This is a genomic window from Streptomyces sp. NPDC002324, from assembly GCF_053593335.1.
The window spans coordinates 61,985-77,428 of the sequence record NZ_JBSFCF010000010.1 but is presented as its reverse complement, the minus strand read 5'-3'; the positions used below and the strand labels follow the sequence as shown (position 1 = coordinate 77,428).

The 15,444-nt window shown below is 72.5% G+C and carries 10 protein-coding genes and 1 other RNA gene; 2 read left to right on the top strand and 9 right to left on the bottom strand.

Features of this window, described 5'->3' with window-relative positions:
• Window positions 1-50: 50 nt before the first annotated feature.
• The 5 genes from ssrA to ftsE form a co-directional block, all read right to left on the bottom strand.
• Window positions 51-436: a transfer-messenger RNA gene (gene ssrA, locus ACWCRJ_RS15960) on the bottom strand.
• 115 nt (window positions 437-551) lie between these two features.
• Complete coding sequence (smpB, locus tag ACWCRJ_RS15955; RefSeq protein ID WP_005486821.1) at window positions 552-1,094, bottom strand: SsrA-binding protein SmpB; 543 nt, start codon at window positions 1,092-1,094, stop codon at window positions 552-554.
• Between the two features lie 71 nt (window positions 1,095-1,165).
• Window positions 1,166-2,365, bottom strand: coding sequence for a S41 family peptidase (locus tag ACWCRJ_RS15950; RefSeq protein ID WP_450939834.1), 1,200 nt, complete (start codon window positions 2,363-2,365; stop codon window positions 1,166-1,168).
• 67 nt (window positions 2,366-2,432) lie between these two features.
• Window positions 2,433-3,350 carry a permease-like cell division protein FtsX gene (ftsX, locus tag ACWCRJ_RS15945; RefSeq protein ID WP_046913668.1) on the bottom strand — a complete coding sequence of 306 codons (918 nt, stop codon included), beginning with the start codon at window positions 3,348-3,350 and terminating at the stop codon, window positions 2,433-2,435.
• Between the two features lie 35 nt (window positions 3,351-3,385).
• Window positions 3,386-4,075: a cell division ATP-binding protein FtsE gene (gene ftsE / locus ACWCRJ_RS15940; RefSeq protein WP_005486827.1), complete on the bottom strand. Its 690-nt coding sequence runs from the start codon at window positions 4,073-4,075 to the stop codon at window positions 3,386-3,388.
• A 242-nt stretch (window positions 4,076-4,317) separates the two neighbouring features.
• Between ftsE and ACWCRJ_RS15935 the strand changes: the two genes are divergently transcribed.
• Window positions 4,318-4,509 carry a hypothetical protein gene (locus tag ACWCRJ_RS15935; RefSeq protein ID WP_005486830.1) on the top strand — a complete coding sequence of 64 codons (192 nt, stop codon included), beginning with the start codon at window positions 4,318-4,320 and terminating at the stop codon, window positions 4,507-4,509.
• A 101-nt stretch (window positions 4,510-4,610) separates the two neighbouring features.
• Here ACWCRJ_RS15935 and ACWCRJ_RS15930 read toward each other — a convergent pair whose 3' ends face one another.
• The 4 genes from ACWCRJ_RS15930 to ACWCRJ_RS15915 all read right to left on the bottom strand — a co-directional run bounded on the left by ACWCRJ_RS15930 (window position 4,611) and on the right by ACWCRJ_RS15915 (window position 10,578).
• The gene (locus ACWCRJ_RS15930; RefSeq protein ID WP_450939833.1) at window positions 4,611-5,459 is read right to left on the bottom strand and encodes a hypothetical protein; all 849 of its coding nucleotides are present in this window, start codon (window positions 5,457-5,459) and stop codon (window positions 4,611-4,613) included.
• 308 nt (window positions 5,460-5,767) lie between these two features.
• On the bottom strand, window positions 5,768-6,874 hold the full coding sequence (gene prfB / locus ACWCRJ_RS15925; RefSeq protein WP_046913666.1) for a peptide chain release factor 2: 1,107 nt from the start codon (window positions 6,872-6,874) through the stop codon (window positions 5,768-5,770).
• Window positions 6,875-7,261: 387 nt separating this feature from the next.
• Entirely contained in the window at window positions 7,262-8,500 is a 1,239-nt protein-coding gene (locus ACWCRJ_RS15920) for a serine/threonine-protein kinase (RefSeq protein WP_450939832.1), read from the bottom strand.
• Window positions 8,501-8,829: 329 nt separating this feature from the next.
• Window positions 8,830-10,578, bottom strand: coding sequence for a serine/threonine-protein kinase (locus ACWCRJ_RS15915; RefSeq protein ID WP_450939831.1), 1,749 nt, complete (start codon window positions 10,576-10,578; stop codon window positions 8,830-8,832).
• Window positions 10,579-11,128: 550 nt separating this feature from the next.
• Here ACWCRJ_RS15915 and ACWCRJ_RS15910 point away from each other — a divergent pair.
• Entirely contained in the window at window positions 11,129-15,175 is a 4,047-nt protein-coding gene (locus tag ACWCRJ_RS15910) for an FHA domain-containing protein (protein ID WP_450939972.1), read from the top strand.
• The last annotated feature ends 269 nt before the right edge of the window (window positions 15,176-15,444 follow it).

Genomic DNA, 15,444 nt, shown 5'->3' with positions numbered 1-15,444 from the left:
ATGACGAAGCCCCGTCGCCGTGAGGCGACGGGGCTTCGTCCACATGGGAATTGTGGAGATGGCGGGAATCGAACCCGCGTCCAACGGTGCGGAATCAGGGCTTCTCCGTGTGCAGTTCGCTGTGATTTTCTCAGCCCCGGCGATCACGCGAACAAGTCGCCGACGGGCTCAGTCACTGTGAGATTTCCCTTTTCACCCCGTGACCGGGATCAAGGTTTAGTTCCCTAGATTATGCCAGGGTCCGGGTCGGGAACACTCCCGGGCTGACACCCATTAGGGCCTTCTCTCACTGGTTATTAAGCAGCGAGGGCGAAGGTCTGGGAATCGCGCTTGGTGTTGGCGATTATTGGTTGCGACATATGGTTAACGAGATCATTGCCGCTTCCTCGACACGCTTCCCCTGCTTCGACAGCCGCTGTCGAAACCGATCATCCCCATGTTTCACACTGTTCAATTAGGTAGAGCCACTGCTCACACCGACCGCGGCCGGTGTCGTCACCATCGTACGTGACCCACGCACGACGATGCCACCGTATTCCGGCGGCCTCGCCCTACTGGCCCCGCTGCCTCCGCTTGGCCGCCGCGATCGCCCGGTCCGACTCCCGCCGGTCCTGCTGCTCCCGCAGCGTCTGCCGCTTGTCGTACTCCTTCTTGCCCCGCGCGAGAGCGATCTCGGCCTTCGCCCGGCCGTCCTTGAAGTACAGGGCGAGGGGCACGATCGTGTGACCCGTCTCCTGTGACTTGGACTCCAGCTTGTCGATCTCCTCGCGGTGCAGCAGCAGCTTCCGCTTGCGGCGCGCGGAGTGGTTGGTCCAGCTGCCCTGGTGGTACTCGGGGATGTGGGCGTTGTGCAGCCACGCCTCCCCCCGGTCGATCTGGACGAAGCCGTCGGTCAGTGAGGTCCTGCCCTCGCGCAGCGACTTGACCTCCGTGCCGGTGAGCACGAGCCCCGCCTCGTAGGTGTCGACGATCGCGTAGTCGTGCCGGGCCTTCTTGTTCTGGGCGACGATCTTCTTCTTGCCGCCCTTCTCGCCGTCCCGGCCCTTGGTGACCGCCCCGCCCTGCTTGGGCTGGGACTCCTTCGGTACGTACATTCCCTTGCTCATAGTGGGCCCATTTTCGCACTACGAAGGGGGTCCGCGGGAAGCCGATTAACGAGGGCGGCTCACTGCCCGAGTCCGCTCAGCACCGTCTCGGCCCGCTGGAGGGCGTCCTCGTCCGCGTCGAGGTCGGGGGTGATGCCACGGCCGTCGACGCTCCGGCCGGAGGGGGTGCGGTAGTGGCCGACGGTCAGTTCGGCGACGGAGCCGTCGGGCAGGCGGGTCGGCATCTGCACCGAGCCCTTGCCGAAGGTGCGGGAGCCGACGACCACCGCGCGGCCCCGGTCCTGCAGCGCTCCGGTGAGCAGCTCGGCCGCGCTCATCGTGCCGCCGTCCACCAGCACCACCAGCGCCCTGGTGGTGTCGCCGCCGGGTTCCGCGTGCAGGGCCCGCTGCTCGCCGTTGACGTCGTACGTGGCGACGAGGCCGCCGTCGAGGAAGGCGGAGGCGGCGGTGACGGCCTCGGAGACCAGGCCGCCGGAGTTGCCCCGGAGGTCGAGGACGAAGCCCGCCGTACCGGAGGACTGCTCGACGGCGGCTCGTACGACGTCACCGGAGCCCTTGGTGAACGCGTCGACCGTGATGACACCGACCCCGTCGGCGGTACGGCTCACGGTCACGTCCTCGGTGGACAGCCGGGCCCGGCGCAGGGTCTCGTGCCAGGTGCGGGTGCCGCGCCGCAGCTCCAGCGACACCTCCGTACCGGCGGCCGCGCTCTCGGGGGAGTCGGTGTTCCCGGTCCCCCCGTCGATCGCGTCGCCGCGGAGTAAGGAGACGACGTCGGTGACCGGACGCCCGTCGACCTTCTCGCCGTCGACGCCGACGAGCCGGTCGCCCGCGCGGATCCCGGCGTCGGCGGCGGGGGAGCCGTCCTGCACCCGGGCCACCTCGACATGGCCGTCGCGCCGCAGCCGGGCCCAGAGGCCGACGCCGGTGTACTCGCCGTCGAGGGCCTCCTCGAACTGCTCGTACTCGCCCTCGGAGTAGACCGCGCCCCACCGGTCGCCACTGCGGCTGACGGCCCGCTCGGCGGCCTCCACGGGGGACTCGCCCTCGGCCATGGCCTCGGCGGCGGCGTCCGCGACGTCCTGCTCCCGGCCGACCGGGGCGGAGCCGGAGGGCTTCACGACGGCGGCCGTGCCGCCGCGCGGGTCGTCGAAGCAGCCGGTCGCGGCACCCGTGGCGAGCACACTCGCGAAAACCAAGGTCAGGGCGGCCCCGCGGCGGATGCGGCGGGGCGGGGAAAACAGGTCGCGGCCTGACATGTCGGCGAGTCTAGGACAACGCGAAGGGCCGTACCGGCCCTTGCCGGTACGGCCCCAGGGGCATGCGTCACACCTTCAGGTACTTGCGCAACGCGAAGAAGGCGGCCAACGCGGGCATCAGGAAGCTCGCCGCGAGGATGAGGGGCAGCTTGGTCAGGACCGCGTCCCAGCCGACGAAATTGATCAGCGGCAGGTTCTGGGACAGCGACACCCCGTTGTCGATCACGAAGTACTGCCCCAGGATCAGGAAGGCGCAGGCGATCGTGCCGCCGATGACCCCGGCGACGGCGGCCTCCATGATGAACGGCGCCTGGATGTAGAAGCCGGAGGCGCCGACCAGCCGCATGATCCCCGTCTCACGCCGGCGGCTGAACGCCGAGACGCGCACCGTGTTGACGATCAGCAGCAGCGCCACGATCAGCATGACGGCCATGACACCGCGCGCCGCCCAGTTCAGATAGCCGAGCAGCCGGAAGAGGTTGTCCAGGATGCCCTTCTGGTCCTGCACCGACTGCACACCGTCACGGCCGTTGAAGGCGCTCGCGATGACCTGGTACTTCTCCGGGTCCTTCAGCTTGATGCGGTACGACTCCTGCATCTGGTCCGGGGTGAGGCTGCTGGCCAGCGGCGAGTCGCCGAACTGCTCCTTGTAGTGCTTGTACGCCTCGTCCTGGGACTCGTGCTCGACGTTCTCGACGACCCCCATCTTGTCCAGATCGGACTTGATCTGCTTCTTCTGCTGGGTCGTGACGGCGCCCTTGGCGCAGTTGGGGTCGGACTCCGCGTCGCTCTTGTTGCAGAGGAAGACGGAGACGTTGACCTTGTCGTACCAGTAGCCCTTCATCTGGCCGACCTGGTCGCTCATCAACAGCGAGCCGCCGAACAGGGCGAGGGAGAGGGCGACGGAGACGACGACCGCGAAGGTCATCGTGAGGTTGCGGCGGAGACCGACACCGATCTCCGACAGGACGAACTGGGCGCGCATGGCGTTCCGCTAAGCCTTTCCGTGGACTGGGGCGGTCAGTGCTGGTAGCCGTAGACGCCGCGTGCCTGGTCGCGGACGAGGCGGCCCTTCTCCAGCTCGATGACACGCTTGCGCATCTGGTCCACGATGTTCTGGTCGTGGGTCGCCATCACCACGGTGGTGCCCGTCCGGTTGATCCGGTCGAGCAGCTTCATGATGCCGACGGAGGTCTGCGGGTCGAGGTTGCCGGTGGGCTCGTCCGCGATGAGGAGCTTGGGGCGGTTCACGAAGGCCCGCGCGATGGCCACGCGCTGCTGCTCACCACCGGACAGCTCGCCGGGCCTGCGCTCCTCCTTGCCGCCGAGGCCGACCAGTTCCAGCACCTGCGGCACGGACTTGCGGATCTCGCCGCGCGACTTGCCGATGACCTCCTGCGCGAAGGCGACGTTCTCGCCGACCGTCTTGTTCGGCAGCAGCCGGAAGTCCTGGAACACCGTGCCGAGCTGGCGGCGCATCTGCGGCACCTTCCAGTTGGACAGGCGCGCGAGGTCCTTGCCCAGGACGTGCACCTGTCCCTGGCTGCACCGCTCCTCCCGGAGGATCAGCCGCAGGAACGTGGACTTGCCGGAGCCGGACGACCCCACGAGGAACACGAACTCGCCCTTCTCGACCTCCAGGGAGACATCCCTGAGTGCGGGGCGGGTCTGCTTGGGGTAGACCTTGGACACGTTGTCGAATCGGATCACGGATGCACCACAAGCCGTCGGGAATGGATGGACGAGACTGTACCGCCCCCGGCCCCGTAAGGGGCGCGGGGAACTGCGCGACGAGCCCCCACCCGTCCACGGCCGCGTGACGAAGGGCATCCGTCCCTTTCCCGGGCCCCCGCGCAAGCGCCGGGGGAACCTGGCACAGTGGTGGGGAGGAACGGTCCGCTTCCGCGAAGCGTTGAGGTATGTGTGAGGCCATTGCAAGGAGGGCGAGGCGCATGACGTACGACCGGTTGGTGTGCGCGAACTGCGCGTCCCCCGTAGCCGAGGGCCGTTGCCATGTGTGCCGGGCCAGCCGCGAGCGACTCCAGCAGGAGAATCCCTTCGCGAGCCTGAGCCCCATGACCCTGATCGCCCTGCTGGCGATCCTGATAGCGGCGGTGGCGCTGCTGGCGCACCAGACGGCATAGGGCGGCCGCAGAGACGAGAGCGGCACAGCGGTACGACGAAGGCCCGGGGCTGGCTGCCCCGGGCCTCGCGTCTGTGTACGGCTGTGTCTGATCGCGGACGATCAGGCGGCGGCGCCGCGGCCGACCATCAGGCGCGGCAGCAGACGGAAGCCGATACCGCCGGCGATCATCGTGGCGGCGCCGATCACCAGGAACGCCGTCTCGGTGGCACCGGTCTCGGCCAGCTCGCCGGTGCCGGCGCCCTGGGCCTCGGTCTCCGAGCCGGTGTCCGTGAGGGCCGAGGAGCCCTCCTGCTGAACGGCCTCGTCGTTGCCACCGTCGAGGTCGGTGCCACCGGAGGTGGAACCACCGTCGGAGGAGCCACCGGAGGTGGAGCCGCCGTCGGAGGAGCCGCCGGAGGTCGAGCCGCCGGAGGTCGAACCGCCGTCGGAGTCACCGCCGGTCGTGCCAGTCGTACCGGTGGTGCCAGTCGTACCCGTGGTGCCGGTGGTACCCGTGGTCCCGGTGGTACCCGTGGTTCCGGTCGTGCCCGTGGTCCCAGTCGTGCCCGTGGTACCGGTGGTGCCCGTGGTTCCGGTCGTGCCCGTCGTACCGGTGCTGTTGGTCTCGCCGGTCGTGGTGGTCTCACCGGTCGTGGTGGTCTCACCCGTGGTGGTGGTCTCGCCGGTGGTCTCACCCGTGGTGGTGGTCTCACCCGTGGTCTCACCGGTCGTGGTGGTCTCACCGGTCGTCTCGCCGGTGGTCGCACCGATGATGGTGTTGCCCTCGGTGTCGTTGCCGGTCTGGACCGAGACATCGGCGTCGACGGAACCACCGTCGTCGGTGCTGACACCGACGCCGACACCGAGGTCCAGCGCGGAAGCGGCACCCGCGGCGGTCAGCGACGCGCCGGCGGCGATCACGGCACCGGCGGCTATTCGCGCCACACGGATCCGCGTCTTCTTCGTCATATGGCTGCTACCCCCAGTAGCTATCAGTAGATGGAGCAGCGCCCGGGGCCGCGATCAACGGGAGCAGTCGGTTGGGTCGAAGTCCCCCGGTTCACATGCACCCCAGTAATGCGCATGCCATACGCCACACTTCCCAGTTTTCGCAGCAACGTCAAGGTCGTTGCGCGCGCGATGTCCCGTTCATCGCATTTGGCCATGACAACGACATGTGAGTGTGACGTAATACCCAGACATCCCCCCACACACAAGGCAACTGCCTTCCGATGGAAGGCAGTTGCCTTGTCGACATAGCGCTGTATCGGGGCGCCCTACTTCTCCTGCTGCTTGCGCCAGCGAATTCCAGCCTCCAGGAAGCCTTCGATCTCGCCGTTGAACACGGCCTCCGGGTTGCCGACTTCGTACTCGGTGCGGAGGTCCTTGACCATCTGGTACGGGTGCAGGACGTACGAACGCATCTGGTTGCCCCAGGAGTTGCCGCCGTCGCCCTTGAGCGCGTCCATCCTGGCCTGCTCCTCCTGCCGGCGCCGGTCGAGGAGCTTGGCCTGGAGCACGTTCATCGCGGACGCCTTGTTCTGGATCTGCGAACGCTCGTTCTGGCAGGAGACCACGATGCCGGTCGGGAGGTGGGTCAGCCGCACGGCGGAGTCCGTGGTGTTGACGCCCTGGCCGCCGGGCCCGGACGAGCGGTAGACGTCCACGCGCAGCTCGGACTCGTCGATCTCGATGTGGTCCGTCTGCTCGACCACGGGCAGCACCTCGACACCGGCGAAGGAGGTCTGCCGCCGCCCCTGGTTGTCGAAGGGTGAGATACGCACGAGCCGGTGCGTGCCCTGCTCCACCGAGAGCGTGCCGTAGGCGTACGGCACCTGCACGGCGAAGGTGGTCGACTTGATGCCGGCCTCCTCCGCGTACGAGGTCTCGTAGATCTCGGTCTTGTAGCCCTTCTGCTCCGCCCAGCGCAGGTACATCCGCTGCAGCTTCTCGGCGAAGTCGGCGGCGTCCACGCCACCGGCCTCGGCGCGGATGTTGACGAGCGCCTCTCGGGAGTCGTACTCGCCGGACAGGAGGGTACGGACCTCCATCTCGTCCAGCGCCTTTTTGACGGAGGTCAGCTCCGACTCCGCCTCGGCGCGGGTGTCCGGGTCGTCCTCCTCCTCGGCCATCTCGAAGAGGACACCGAGGTCGTCGATGCGACCGCGCAGCGCCTCCGCCTTCCTGACCTCGGCCTGGAGGTGGGAGAGCTTGCTGGTGATCTTCTGCGCCTCGTCCGGGTTGTCCCACAGGGACGGCGCGGCCGCCTGCTCCTCGAGCACGGCGATGTCTGCCCTCAGCTTGTCGAGGTCCAAAACGGCCTCGATCGACTCCATGGTCGAGGAGAGGGACTTCAGCTCTTCGGATACATCGACGACTGCCACGACCCCAGCCTAACGGCTCCGCCGGGTGAGCCATGCGGGTGTGCGTCGGCGCCGGGTCCTCGGCCGGGGGTGGCGCCCGGCTTGTTCTTCGGCCGCGGGTGAGTGGGGGCTGGTCGCGCAGTTCCCCGCGCCCCTGAAAAGCAGGGGCTGCGCCCCGTACTTTTCACCCCGGCGAGCCCTGGCCTTCCGGGCCCACCGAGCCGTCGCCTCCCGGGCAGACCCAGCCGCCGCTCTCCTGGCCCACGGGGCCGTCGCCGCTCAGGCCCACGGGGTCTTCGGTTCTCCGGCCCACGGGGTCTTCGTCTTTCCGGCCCACGGGGTTTTAGAAGACACGCCGGGCGCGCGCCCGGCCATTCACCCGCGCCCCCGAGTCAGTGGGCGGGCCGGTCAGGGGTTGCCCGGGGCCGAGTTCTTCGTGTCGGACGGGGGGCCGGCGCCCTCGTCCCCGGAGGTCGCCGCCCACGCCCCCACGCCTACCGCCGCGATCAACGCCACCGCAGCCGCGCCCAGCGTGATCCGCCGCCGCCGCACCGTACTCCCCCGGTTCCGCGCGGACCCCGGCCGAGGCGCCCCCGCCGCGCGAGGCGCCCGCGCGGTCCCCCGCGCACCGCCGGCCAGTTCGTCCGGCCCCGGTACCCGCATCGACGTGTGGGTGTCACGGTTGGAGTCCGGTTTGGCCCCCGGCACCAGCGGCACCGCCCCCCGTCGTACCCGCTCGCGGGGCGCCTCGGCCTCTGCGGGCGCCTCCTCGTACCCGTCGCCGGACTCCGTCCCGGGCTCGTCGACGTCCAGCGGCGGCATCCCCGCCAGCAGCGGCAGCTGCTCCCGCAGCCGCGCGGCCAGCTCGGACGCTCGCAGCCGCGAGGCCGGCGCCTTGGCGAGGCACTGCACGAGCAGCTGCCACAGCTCCTCGGGGATACCGGGCAGCGGGACGACCGTCTCGGTGACATGGCGGCGCAGCACCGCGCCGGGGTGCCCGCCGCCGAACGGCGTGAAGCCCGCCAGCAGCTCGTACAGCACGGTCGCGAGGGCGTAGATGTCCACCGCCGCGCGGGGCGGCAGGCCCTCCACGATCTCGGGGGCGAGATAGTCGGGCGTACCGATGATCTTGGTGGCGCGGGTCCGGCGGGGGGAGTCGATCAGCTTGGCGACGCCGAAGTCGGTCAGGAGGGCCGGGTGCGCGCCGCCCGGGCCGAGCGGGCCCTGCATGTCCAGCAGCACGTTCTCCGGCTTCACGTCCCGGTGGACGACCCCGGCCGCGTGCGCCGCCGCGAGGGCGTCCGCGATGTCGGCCACTATGGCGACCGCCGCCTCGGGGGCCATGCGCCGCTCCCGGTCCAGGCGGGTGCGCAGGTCGGTGCCCCGGACGAGGTCCATGACGAGGGCGAGGTCGTTGCCGTCGACGACGAGGTCGCGTACGGAGACCACGTTCGGGTGGTCGAGGCCCAGCAGCGCGGTGCGCTCCTGGACGAAGCGGCTGACGAGTTCCTGGTCGGACGAGAGGTCCTCGCGCAGCAGCTTGACGGCGACGGGGCCGTCCGGGCCCTCACCCAGCCACACCGTGCCGGCGCTGCCCCGCCCCAGAATCTGGTTCGCGGTGTACCGGCTTCCGATCTTCCGTCCCAAGACTGCTCCTACAGGCCGCGTGTTGGCGACAAAGCTACGCGCCCCGGACCCCAACCTTCACCGTCGCGGCGGAAATCACCCCTCGGATGTCGACAAGTCCCCAGTGTCGGCATGCGCGGACGGGGGCGGAGGGTTTCGGTACGTGGGCGGGTGCGGGTGTGTGGGGGCTGGTCGCGCAGTTCCCCGCGCCCCTGAAAGCATCAGGCCCCTGCGGGCCTCAAGAAGCACGGGGCGCGGTCTCTGCTTTTCAGGGGCGCGGGGAACTGCGCGAGAAGCCCCACCGGAGCCGCCCCCCCCCACACGCATAGAACCCTGAGCTGCTGGACGGCCTACTTGCCTGAGCCGTTGTCCAGCTCGCGGACCCATTTGGCCGCGTCGCCGACCCAGTCGGTGAGCTGTCCCCACCAGCTCTGCCCCGTGCCGATCCACCCCTGCAGAGGCGTGAACTCCCAGATCAGCCAGCCTCCGACGAGGAACAGGACGATCATGAAGAGGCAGCCCTTGAGGCACCCGAGCCCCGGGATCCGCATCGGATTGGCGCTGCGCTGACGCGGCTCGCGCGGCGGCCGGGGCTCACGCTGGGGGCGGGGCGCAGGCTGCTGGGGCTGCGGCGCGGGAGCGTACCGCTGCGGCTGCTGGCGCTGGGGCTGCGGCGGGGGCGGGGGCGGGGGGGCGTACGGCTGTTGCTGTTGCTGTTGCTGCTGCGGGTGCCCGTACCCGGCACCCGGCCCGCCCTGGGCCCCGCGCTGCTGCCGCCGCGGCGGCTGCTGCGGAGGGCGCTGGGGCTGCTGCTGGGGCTGCTGGCGGTTGGCCTGCCGCTGGGGGCGGCGGCGCAGCGGGTCCTCACCGGGGTCGAGGTACTGCTGGATCTGGGTCTGCTCGTTGCGGTCGCGGGCCGCGCGCAGCTGGTTCTGCCAGGGGTGCGGCTCCTCCGGCTGCCGGGCGCCGGGATCGTGCGACGGCACCGGCGGCATGACGGACGTCGGGTCGGCGCCGCCGGTGTGCGGGAGCACGGTGGTGGGGTCCCCCGAGCCCGCCGGGCCTGACGTGTGCGGGAGCACGCTGGTCGCGGCGTTCGGGTCGTACGCGCCCGCGCCGTGCGGCAGCACCTGCGTCGCGTCGGCCGAGCCGAACGGGTCCGGGGCGGCGCCCGGCACCTGCGCCGGCGCCGGGTCGGGGGCGAGGATGTGGCCCACCCCGTCGGCGGCGGCGATCTGCATGGAGTTCGCGTGCACGCCGACGCCCTCGGCGACGATGCGCAGCGCGCGGGCGAGGTTGACAGCGCTGGGCCGCTCGTCCGGGTTCTTGCGCAGACAGCGCTCGATGACCGTCCACAGCGGGTCGGGGACGGTGGACGGGCGGCGCGGCTCGGCGCTGAGGTGCTGGTGCAGCACTTCCAGCGCGGACTGACCGTTGAACGGGGGGCGCCCGGTGACCAGTTCGTACATCAGGATGCCGGCGCCGTAGATGTCGACGGCGGAGGTCTGCGGCCGGCCCTCGGCGGACTCGGGGGCCACGTACGCGGGCGTGCCGACGAACTCGCTGGTCCGGGTCAGGCCCGGGGAGTCGGCGAGGCGGGCGATGCCGAAGTCGGTCAGCATCGGGTGCATCTCGCCGCCGCCCTGCCTGAGCAGCACGTTGGCGGGCTTCAGATCCCGGTGGACGACGCCGTCGGCGTGGCTGGCGGCGAGCGCGTCGGCGATCTGGGCGGTGAGCAGGGCCGCGCCGACGGGTGAGAACGGGCCGTTCTCCCGGAGGTACCGGTGCAGGTCCGGGCCCTCGATCAGGTCCATGACGAGCGCCAGGAGATCGCCCTCGACGACGAGGTCCCGTACCCGTACGACGTTCGGGTGGGTGAGCCGGAGCAGCACGGAGCGCTCCCGCAGGAACCGCATCACGATGTCCGCGTCGCTCGCGAGCTCCTCCTTGAGGACCTTGATCGCCACGGTCTCGCCGGGGTGTCCGGGCACCGCCGCCTCGGCCCCCGCGGTCTCCCGCTGGCGGGCGCGCCAGACAGTGCCTGTGGCGCCGCGTCCAATCGGCTCCTCAAGGAGGTACTTGCTCCCTACCGGCCGCACGTCATGCGCTCCCTGTTGCTTGCTTGCCTGGTCACACCCTGGAGTCCCGCGGGCGTTCCGACCCACTGTAGTGCGGCGGTCCGCGGTACCGGGCTGTCGTCTTCCTGACTCTTCCCGCCCGTTTTGCTGTGACTTGGTCCGACCGTCGTGTGTCGACTGCCGGTGTCCGTCTCCGCGAGTACGTACGGGTACCCGTGTGTGTTCGATGGAAAGACGCTCACGCGTGGGCGGTTGGTTGCCGCGGACGGACGAGGGCCGTTCCGGATACGGACGGACGCGGTGGTCTATACGGACGTACGCCGCTCCAGAAACGGACGTGACCGATCTCAAGTGATCAACTAGCGGGCACTGGTCAGGCACTTTTGGGGGCAGAGCCGACCAATCAAGATCACTTGCCGGTGGGCGGCGGGCGTGTTGTCAGTGGCAGGTGCGAGGATGCCTCCAGAACTGGCCGACGTGCCCGTGAGCGGTGGGGGAAGTCTGCGGTGGGGACCGCGCAGTCTCGTCCTCGTCGTCGCGGGTGCCCGCGCGGAAGGGACCGCTGACGGCGATGCAGATCCGGCTGACCGTCGTAGACCCGCTGGGACCGACCTCCGAGCCGCGAGGACGTGCGACGGCCTGCGACGTGCTGGTCACGGCGCCCGCCGGGACGGCTCTCGCCGCGGTGGCCTCGGGCCTCGCGTCCGCCGTCGGCGACGGCGGTGCGGAGCGGCTGGAGCGCAGCCGGGAGGCCGGCGGCGGACAGGTCGTGCTGTACGCCGGTGCCGAGCGCCTCGACACCCAGCGCTGCACCCTGGGCGAGCCGCCCCTCATCGACGGCGCCGTGCTCTCCCTCGGCACCCCCGCCGAAGCGGGCCCCGAGGTCGACGAAGCCGCCGCGCAGCTCCATGTCGTGGCCGGCCCCGACGCGGGCGGCGTCCATCTGCTGCACGGCGGAAAGATCCACATCGGCCGCTCCGCCGACGCCGACGTCCCGCTCGACGACCCGGACGTCTCCCGCCTCCACTGCGCGGTCACCCTCGCCTCCGACGGCCGTGTCTCCGTCGTCGACCTCGGCTCCACCAACGGCACCACCCTCGACGGCACCCGCGTGGGCGACCGCCCGGTGCGCCTCGCCCCGGGCGCCCTGCTGCGCATCGGCGAGTCCGCGCTCCGCCTGGCCTCGTCGTCGGGGGCGCGGGGGATCGCGACGGCACCCGACGGGGAGGGGCACGTCCGGGTGCGGGTCGGGGCCTCGGAGAGTGGTGCGGAGGGGGCAGGTTCCCGGGTGGGAGCGGGGGCCCCGCTCAGCTCCGGCCTCGGTCCCGGCGGAGCGGGTCGGGGAGGTGCGGGCGGGCCGGCGGCCGAGGGCGCCGCACAGGTTCGGGCCGAGCGGCGGACGGTGCCGGGGCAGGGCGGAGTGCCCGGGATCGAGCGGACGACGGGGGGCGCGGGGCCCGTCGGTGAGGGGCACGGAGCCGCGTCCGGTACCGGCCGGGCGCCCGCGCCCGACGGCGCGACGGGCGGCGACAGGTCGGACCTTCATGCCCGCGCCGGTGACACCCGCGGGGGGCACGGCGGGTCCGGGAGGCCCGGGGGGCACGGCGGGGATCACCCTCGCGACGCCGAGGACACCCGGGGGCCCGGTGACGCCCGCGGGCCCGGTGACACGCGGGGGCCCGGTGACACGCGGGGGCCCGGTGACACGCGGGGGCCCGGTGACACGCGCGCGGCCGAGGCCGCGCAGGGGTCGGCCGCCTTCCACGACGCAGGTGATCCCCCCGGGCCGGGCGGGCTCGGCGACTCCGGTGGGCCGGGGGCGTTCGGGGACGACGACGGGACCGCCGACCGGACCGCAGGGGCCGGCACGCGCAAAGGCACCCCCCTCCGGGGCACGGAGGTGCCGCGCGGGGTGCGCAAGCGGGGCGGGTTCGGGGCCTGGGCCCGGCGGTTGACCGGCGGGCGGGGACAGGCGGAGGCCGAGTACGACCCCTACGAGTACGACACGGAGGACGACGAGGACGAGCGGGGGGCGCTGGCCTCGGTCCTCCCCTCCGAGGGGGAACGGCTGCCGGAGACCTGGCCGGACCCCGCCGCCCTGCTGCTCACCGCACTCGGGCCGGGCACCCGGCTGTGGGAGCGGGGGCCGGGGCACCCGGAGGCCCTGACGGTGCGGCTGGGCACGGCGGACCGGGCGGCGCCGGACGGATCGGGACTGTTGCCGGCGGTGCCGGTGACCACCGGGCTGCGCGAGGTCGGCGCGCTGGGCCTGGCCGGGCCGCGCCCCCGGCTGATGGGGCTGACCCGCGCGGTCGTGGCCCAGCTCGCCGCGCTGCACTCCCCCGACGCCCTGGAGCTGGTCCTGATCAGCGCCGACCGCTCCCGCTCCGCCGAGGAACGGGCCGCCGACTGGTCCTGGCTCGGCTGGCTCCCCCATCTGCGCCCCGCCCACGGCCAGGACTGCCGCCTCCTCCTCGCCTACGACCGCGAGCAGACGACGGCCCGGCTGGACGAGCTGCTGCGCCGCGTGGAGGACCACGCGGCGGACACGGCCGGACACGCGCCCGGGAGCACGCCGGGCGCGGGCGGTGGCCGTACGGCCACGACCGGAGCGGGCGGCCTCGCGGGGCATGGGACCGAGCGTGAGGGGGCGGGCGGGGGCGGTTCCGGCCGGCGGGCCGTGCGACGGCCCTCCTGGGCGCGGGAGGACGGCCCGGCGGGCGACGACTTCGCGGGGCCGTACACGGTGGTGATCGTGGACGGCGACCCCGGAGGCGCCGATGTGCGGGAGGCCGTGGTGCGGCTGGCGCACGAGGGGCCCCTCGCCGGGATCCACGTCGTGTGCCTCGCCGAGACGGAGTCCGCGTCACCCGCCTCGCCGGTGACGGAGACGTACACGGCGGCCTGCGAGGCCTCGCCCGCGTTCCGCGCGTGCGGGGCCGTCGCCCTGCTCAGCGGTGACGTGGCCACGGCGCTGCGACTGCTGCGGGTCGCCTCCGCCGGATCCGGACACGGCGCGGGGAGCGGTTCGGGGGGATCGACGGCGACCGGCTCCGGTCGTACGGGGAGCGCACGCCCCGCGTCCGCGGCCTCCGCGTCCGTTTCGGCCGACCACGCGCGCGGTACGGAGGCCGACGCCCCGGTGAGCCGGACGCACACCCATATCGACCTCACGGGGAGCGGGCTCTCCGGTGCCGACGAGCGGACGCATCCCGGCACCCAGGATCTCGTCTCCCTCACCCCGGGCGGGCCCGGGCTGCTGAACCACGGCACGGTGGCCACGCTCGACGCGGTGTCCCCGGCGTGGGCCGAGCGGTTCGCGCGGGCGCTGGCGCCGTTGCGGACGGACGGCCCGGCCGGGGACCGGCAGGCGCGCGTGTCGGCGCCGCTGCCGCAGTCGGCGCGGCTGCTGGACGAGTTGGGGCTGGCGCGGGCCACACCCGCGTCGCTGATGGCCCGGTGGGCGGACGCGACCGACGACACGACGGCGCTCGGCGGACGGTCCTGGGCCGTGCTCGGCGCCGGGCCGCGCGGTCCGGTCTCCGTGGACCTCGTCGCCGAGGGCCCCCATCTGCTGATCGAGGGGCCTGCCGGAAGCGGCCGTACGGAGCTGCTGCGGTCCGTCGCCGCGTCGCTCGCGGCCGCCGAGCGGCCCGACCGGCTGGGCATCGCCCTCGTGGACGGGCGGGACGGCGGTGCCGGTGGCGCCTCCGGTGCCGGTGGCGGGCGGGCCGGGGAGGGACTGGGGGTCTGTACCGACCTGCCCCATGTGGGGACGCATCTCACGGCCAACGACCCGGTCCGGATGCGGGAGTTCGCGCAGTCCCTGATCACGGAGCTGAAGCGGCGGTACGAACTGCTCGGCGGGCTGGGGTTCGTGGAGTGGCACACGCGGCGTGAGGTCTCGGGGCGTATCGTCCCGCAGCGCTCGGCGCCGTCGGGGCCGGGTGCGTCGGGGCCGGGTGCTTCGGGGCCGGGTGCTTCGGGGTCCGGGGCCGCCGACCTCGACTCGTCCTCCAGCTCCACCCTTCGGCTGCGGCCCGCGGCGAGCCGCAGGAACACCGACCCGGGCGGCAGGGGCGCGGCCGGGAGGAACCCCGCCTCCGAGCTGCCCCGGCTCGTCGTCATCGTCGACGACCTCGATGCCCTGTTGTCACCCGCCCTGGGTTCCACCGGGCGGCCGGCGGCGGGGTCCGTCGTCCGGGCCCTGGAGGCGGTGGCCCGGGAGGGCGAGCGTCTCGGGGTGCATCTCGTCGCCACGACCGGCGTCGGCGGGCGCCCGGGCGAGGGTGAGCTGGGGAAGGCGGCCGGCGCACGTGTAATCCTGAGCGCCCCGATGCCGGGCCCGGACGAACCGGCGCCCGGCCGGGGGGAGTTGCTGGGCGAGGGTGGCCGTACGACCGCGTTCCAGGCGGGCCGCGTCACGGGCCGCATTCCCCGCACCGCCACCCTCCGCCCGACCGTCGTCCCCCTCGACTGGGCACGCATGGGCGACCCCCCGGCCCGACGCCCGGTCCGCGAACTGGGCAACGGCCCCACCGACCTGGCCCTCCTGGCCAGCGCCCTGGACCGAGCGGCCCGCGAGGTCTCGGCAACACAGGTACCGTCCCTGCTCTGACCCCCGGGCCCCGAAAGGGGCGCGGGGAACTGCGCGAGCGACCACGACGCACCCGCACCCCAGCCACACACCCACAGGACCGCCACCCCCGCGCGGAGACACCCACCGGCGGAGCAACCGAGCGGGGCTGGACAACAGCGTCCCTGAGGGGCGCAGGCCCACAAGGGGCGCGGGGAACTGCGCGAGCGACCACGGCGCACCCGCACCCGCACCCGCATAGCCCCACCACCCCCACCCCCGAAGCGGCGGCGGTCGTCGCTCCCATGGTC

Excerpts from the sequence above, each read along its gene's own strand:
- ACWCRJ_RS15930 (WP_450939833.1), bottom strand. The coding sequence starts at position 5,459 with ATGACGAAGAAGACGCGGATCCGTGTGGCGCGAATAGCCGCCGGTGCC.
- ftsX (WP_046913668.1), bottom strand. The coding sequence starts at position 3,350 with ATGCGCGCCCAGTTCGTCCTGTCGGAGATCGGTGTCGGTCTCCGCCGC.
- ACWCRJ_RS15935 (WP_005486830.1), top strand. The coding sequence starts at position 4,318 with ATGACGTACGACCGGTTGGTGTGCGCGAACTGCGCGTCCCCCGTAGCC.
- smpB (WP_005486821.1), bottom strand. The coding sequence starts at position 1,094 with ATGTACGTACCGAAGGAGTCCCAGCCCAAGCAGGGCGGGGCGGTCACC.
- ACWCRJ_RS15950 (WP_450939834.1), bottom strand. The coding sequence starts at position 2,365 with ATGTCAGGCCGCGACCTGTTTTCCCCGCCCCGCCGCATCCGCCGCGGG.
- ACWCRJ_RS15910 (WP_450939972.1), top strand. The coding sequence starts at position 11,129 with ATGCAGATCCGGCTGACCGTCGTAGACCCGCTGGGACCGACCTCCGAG.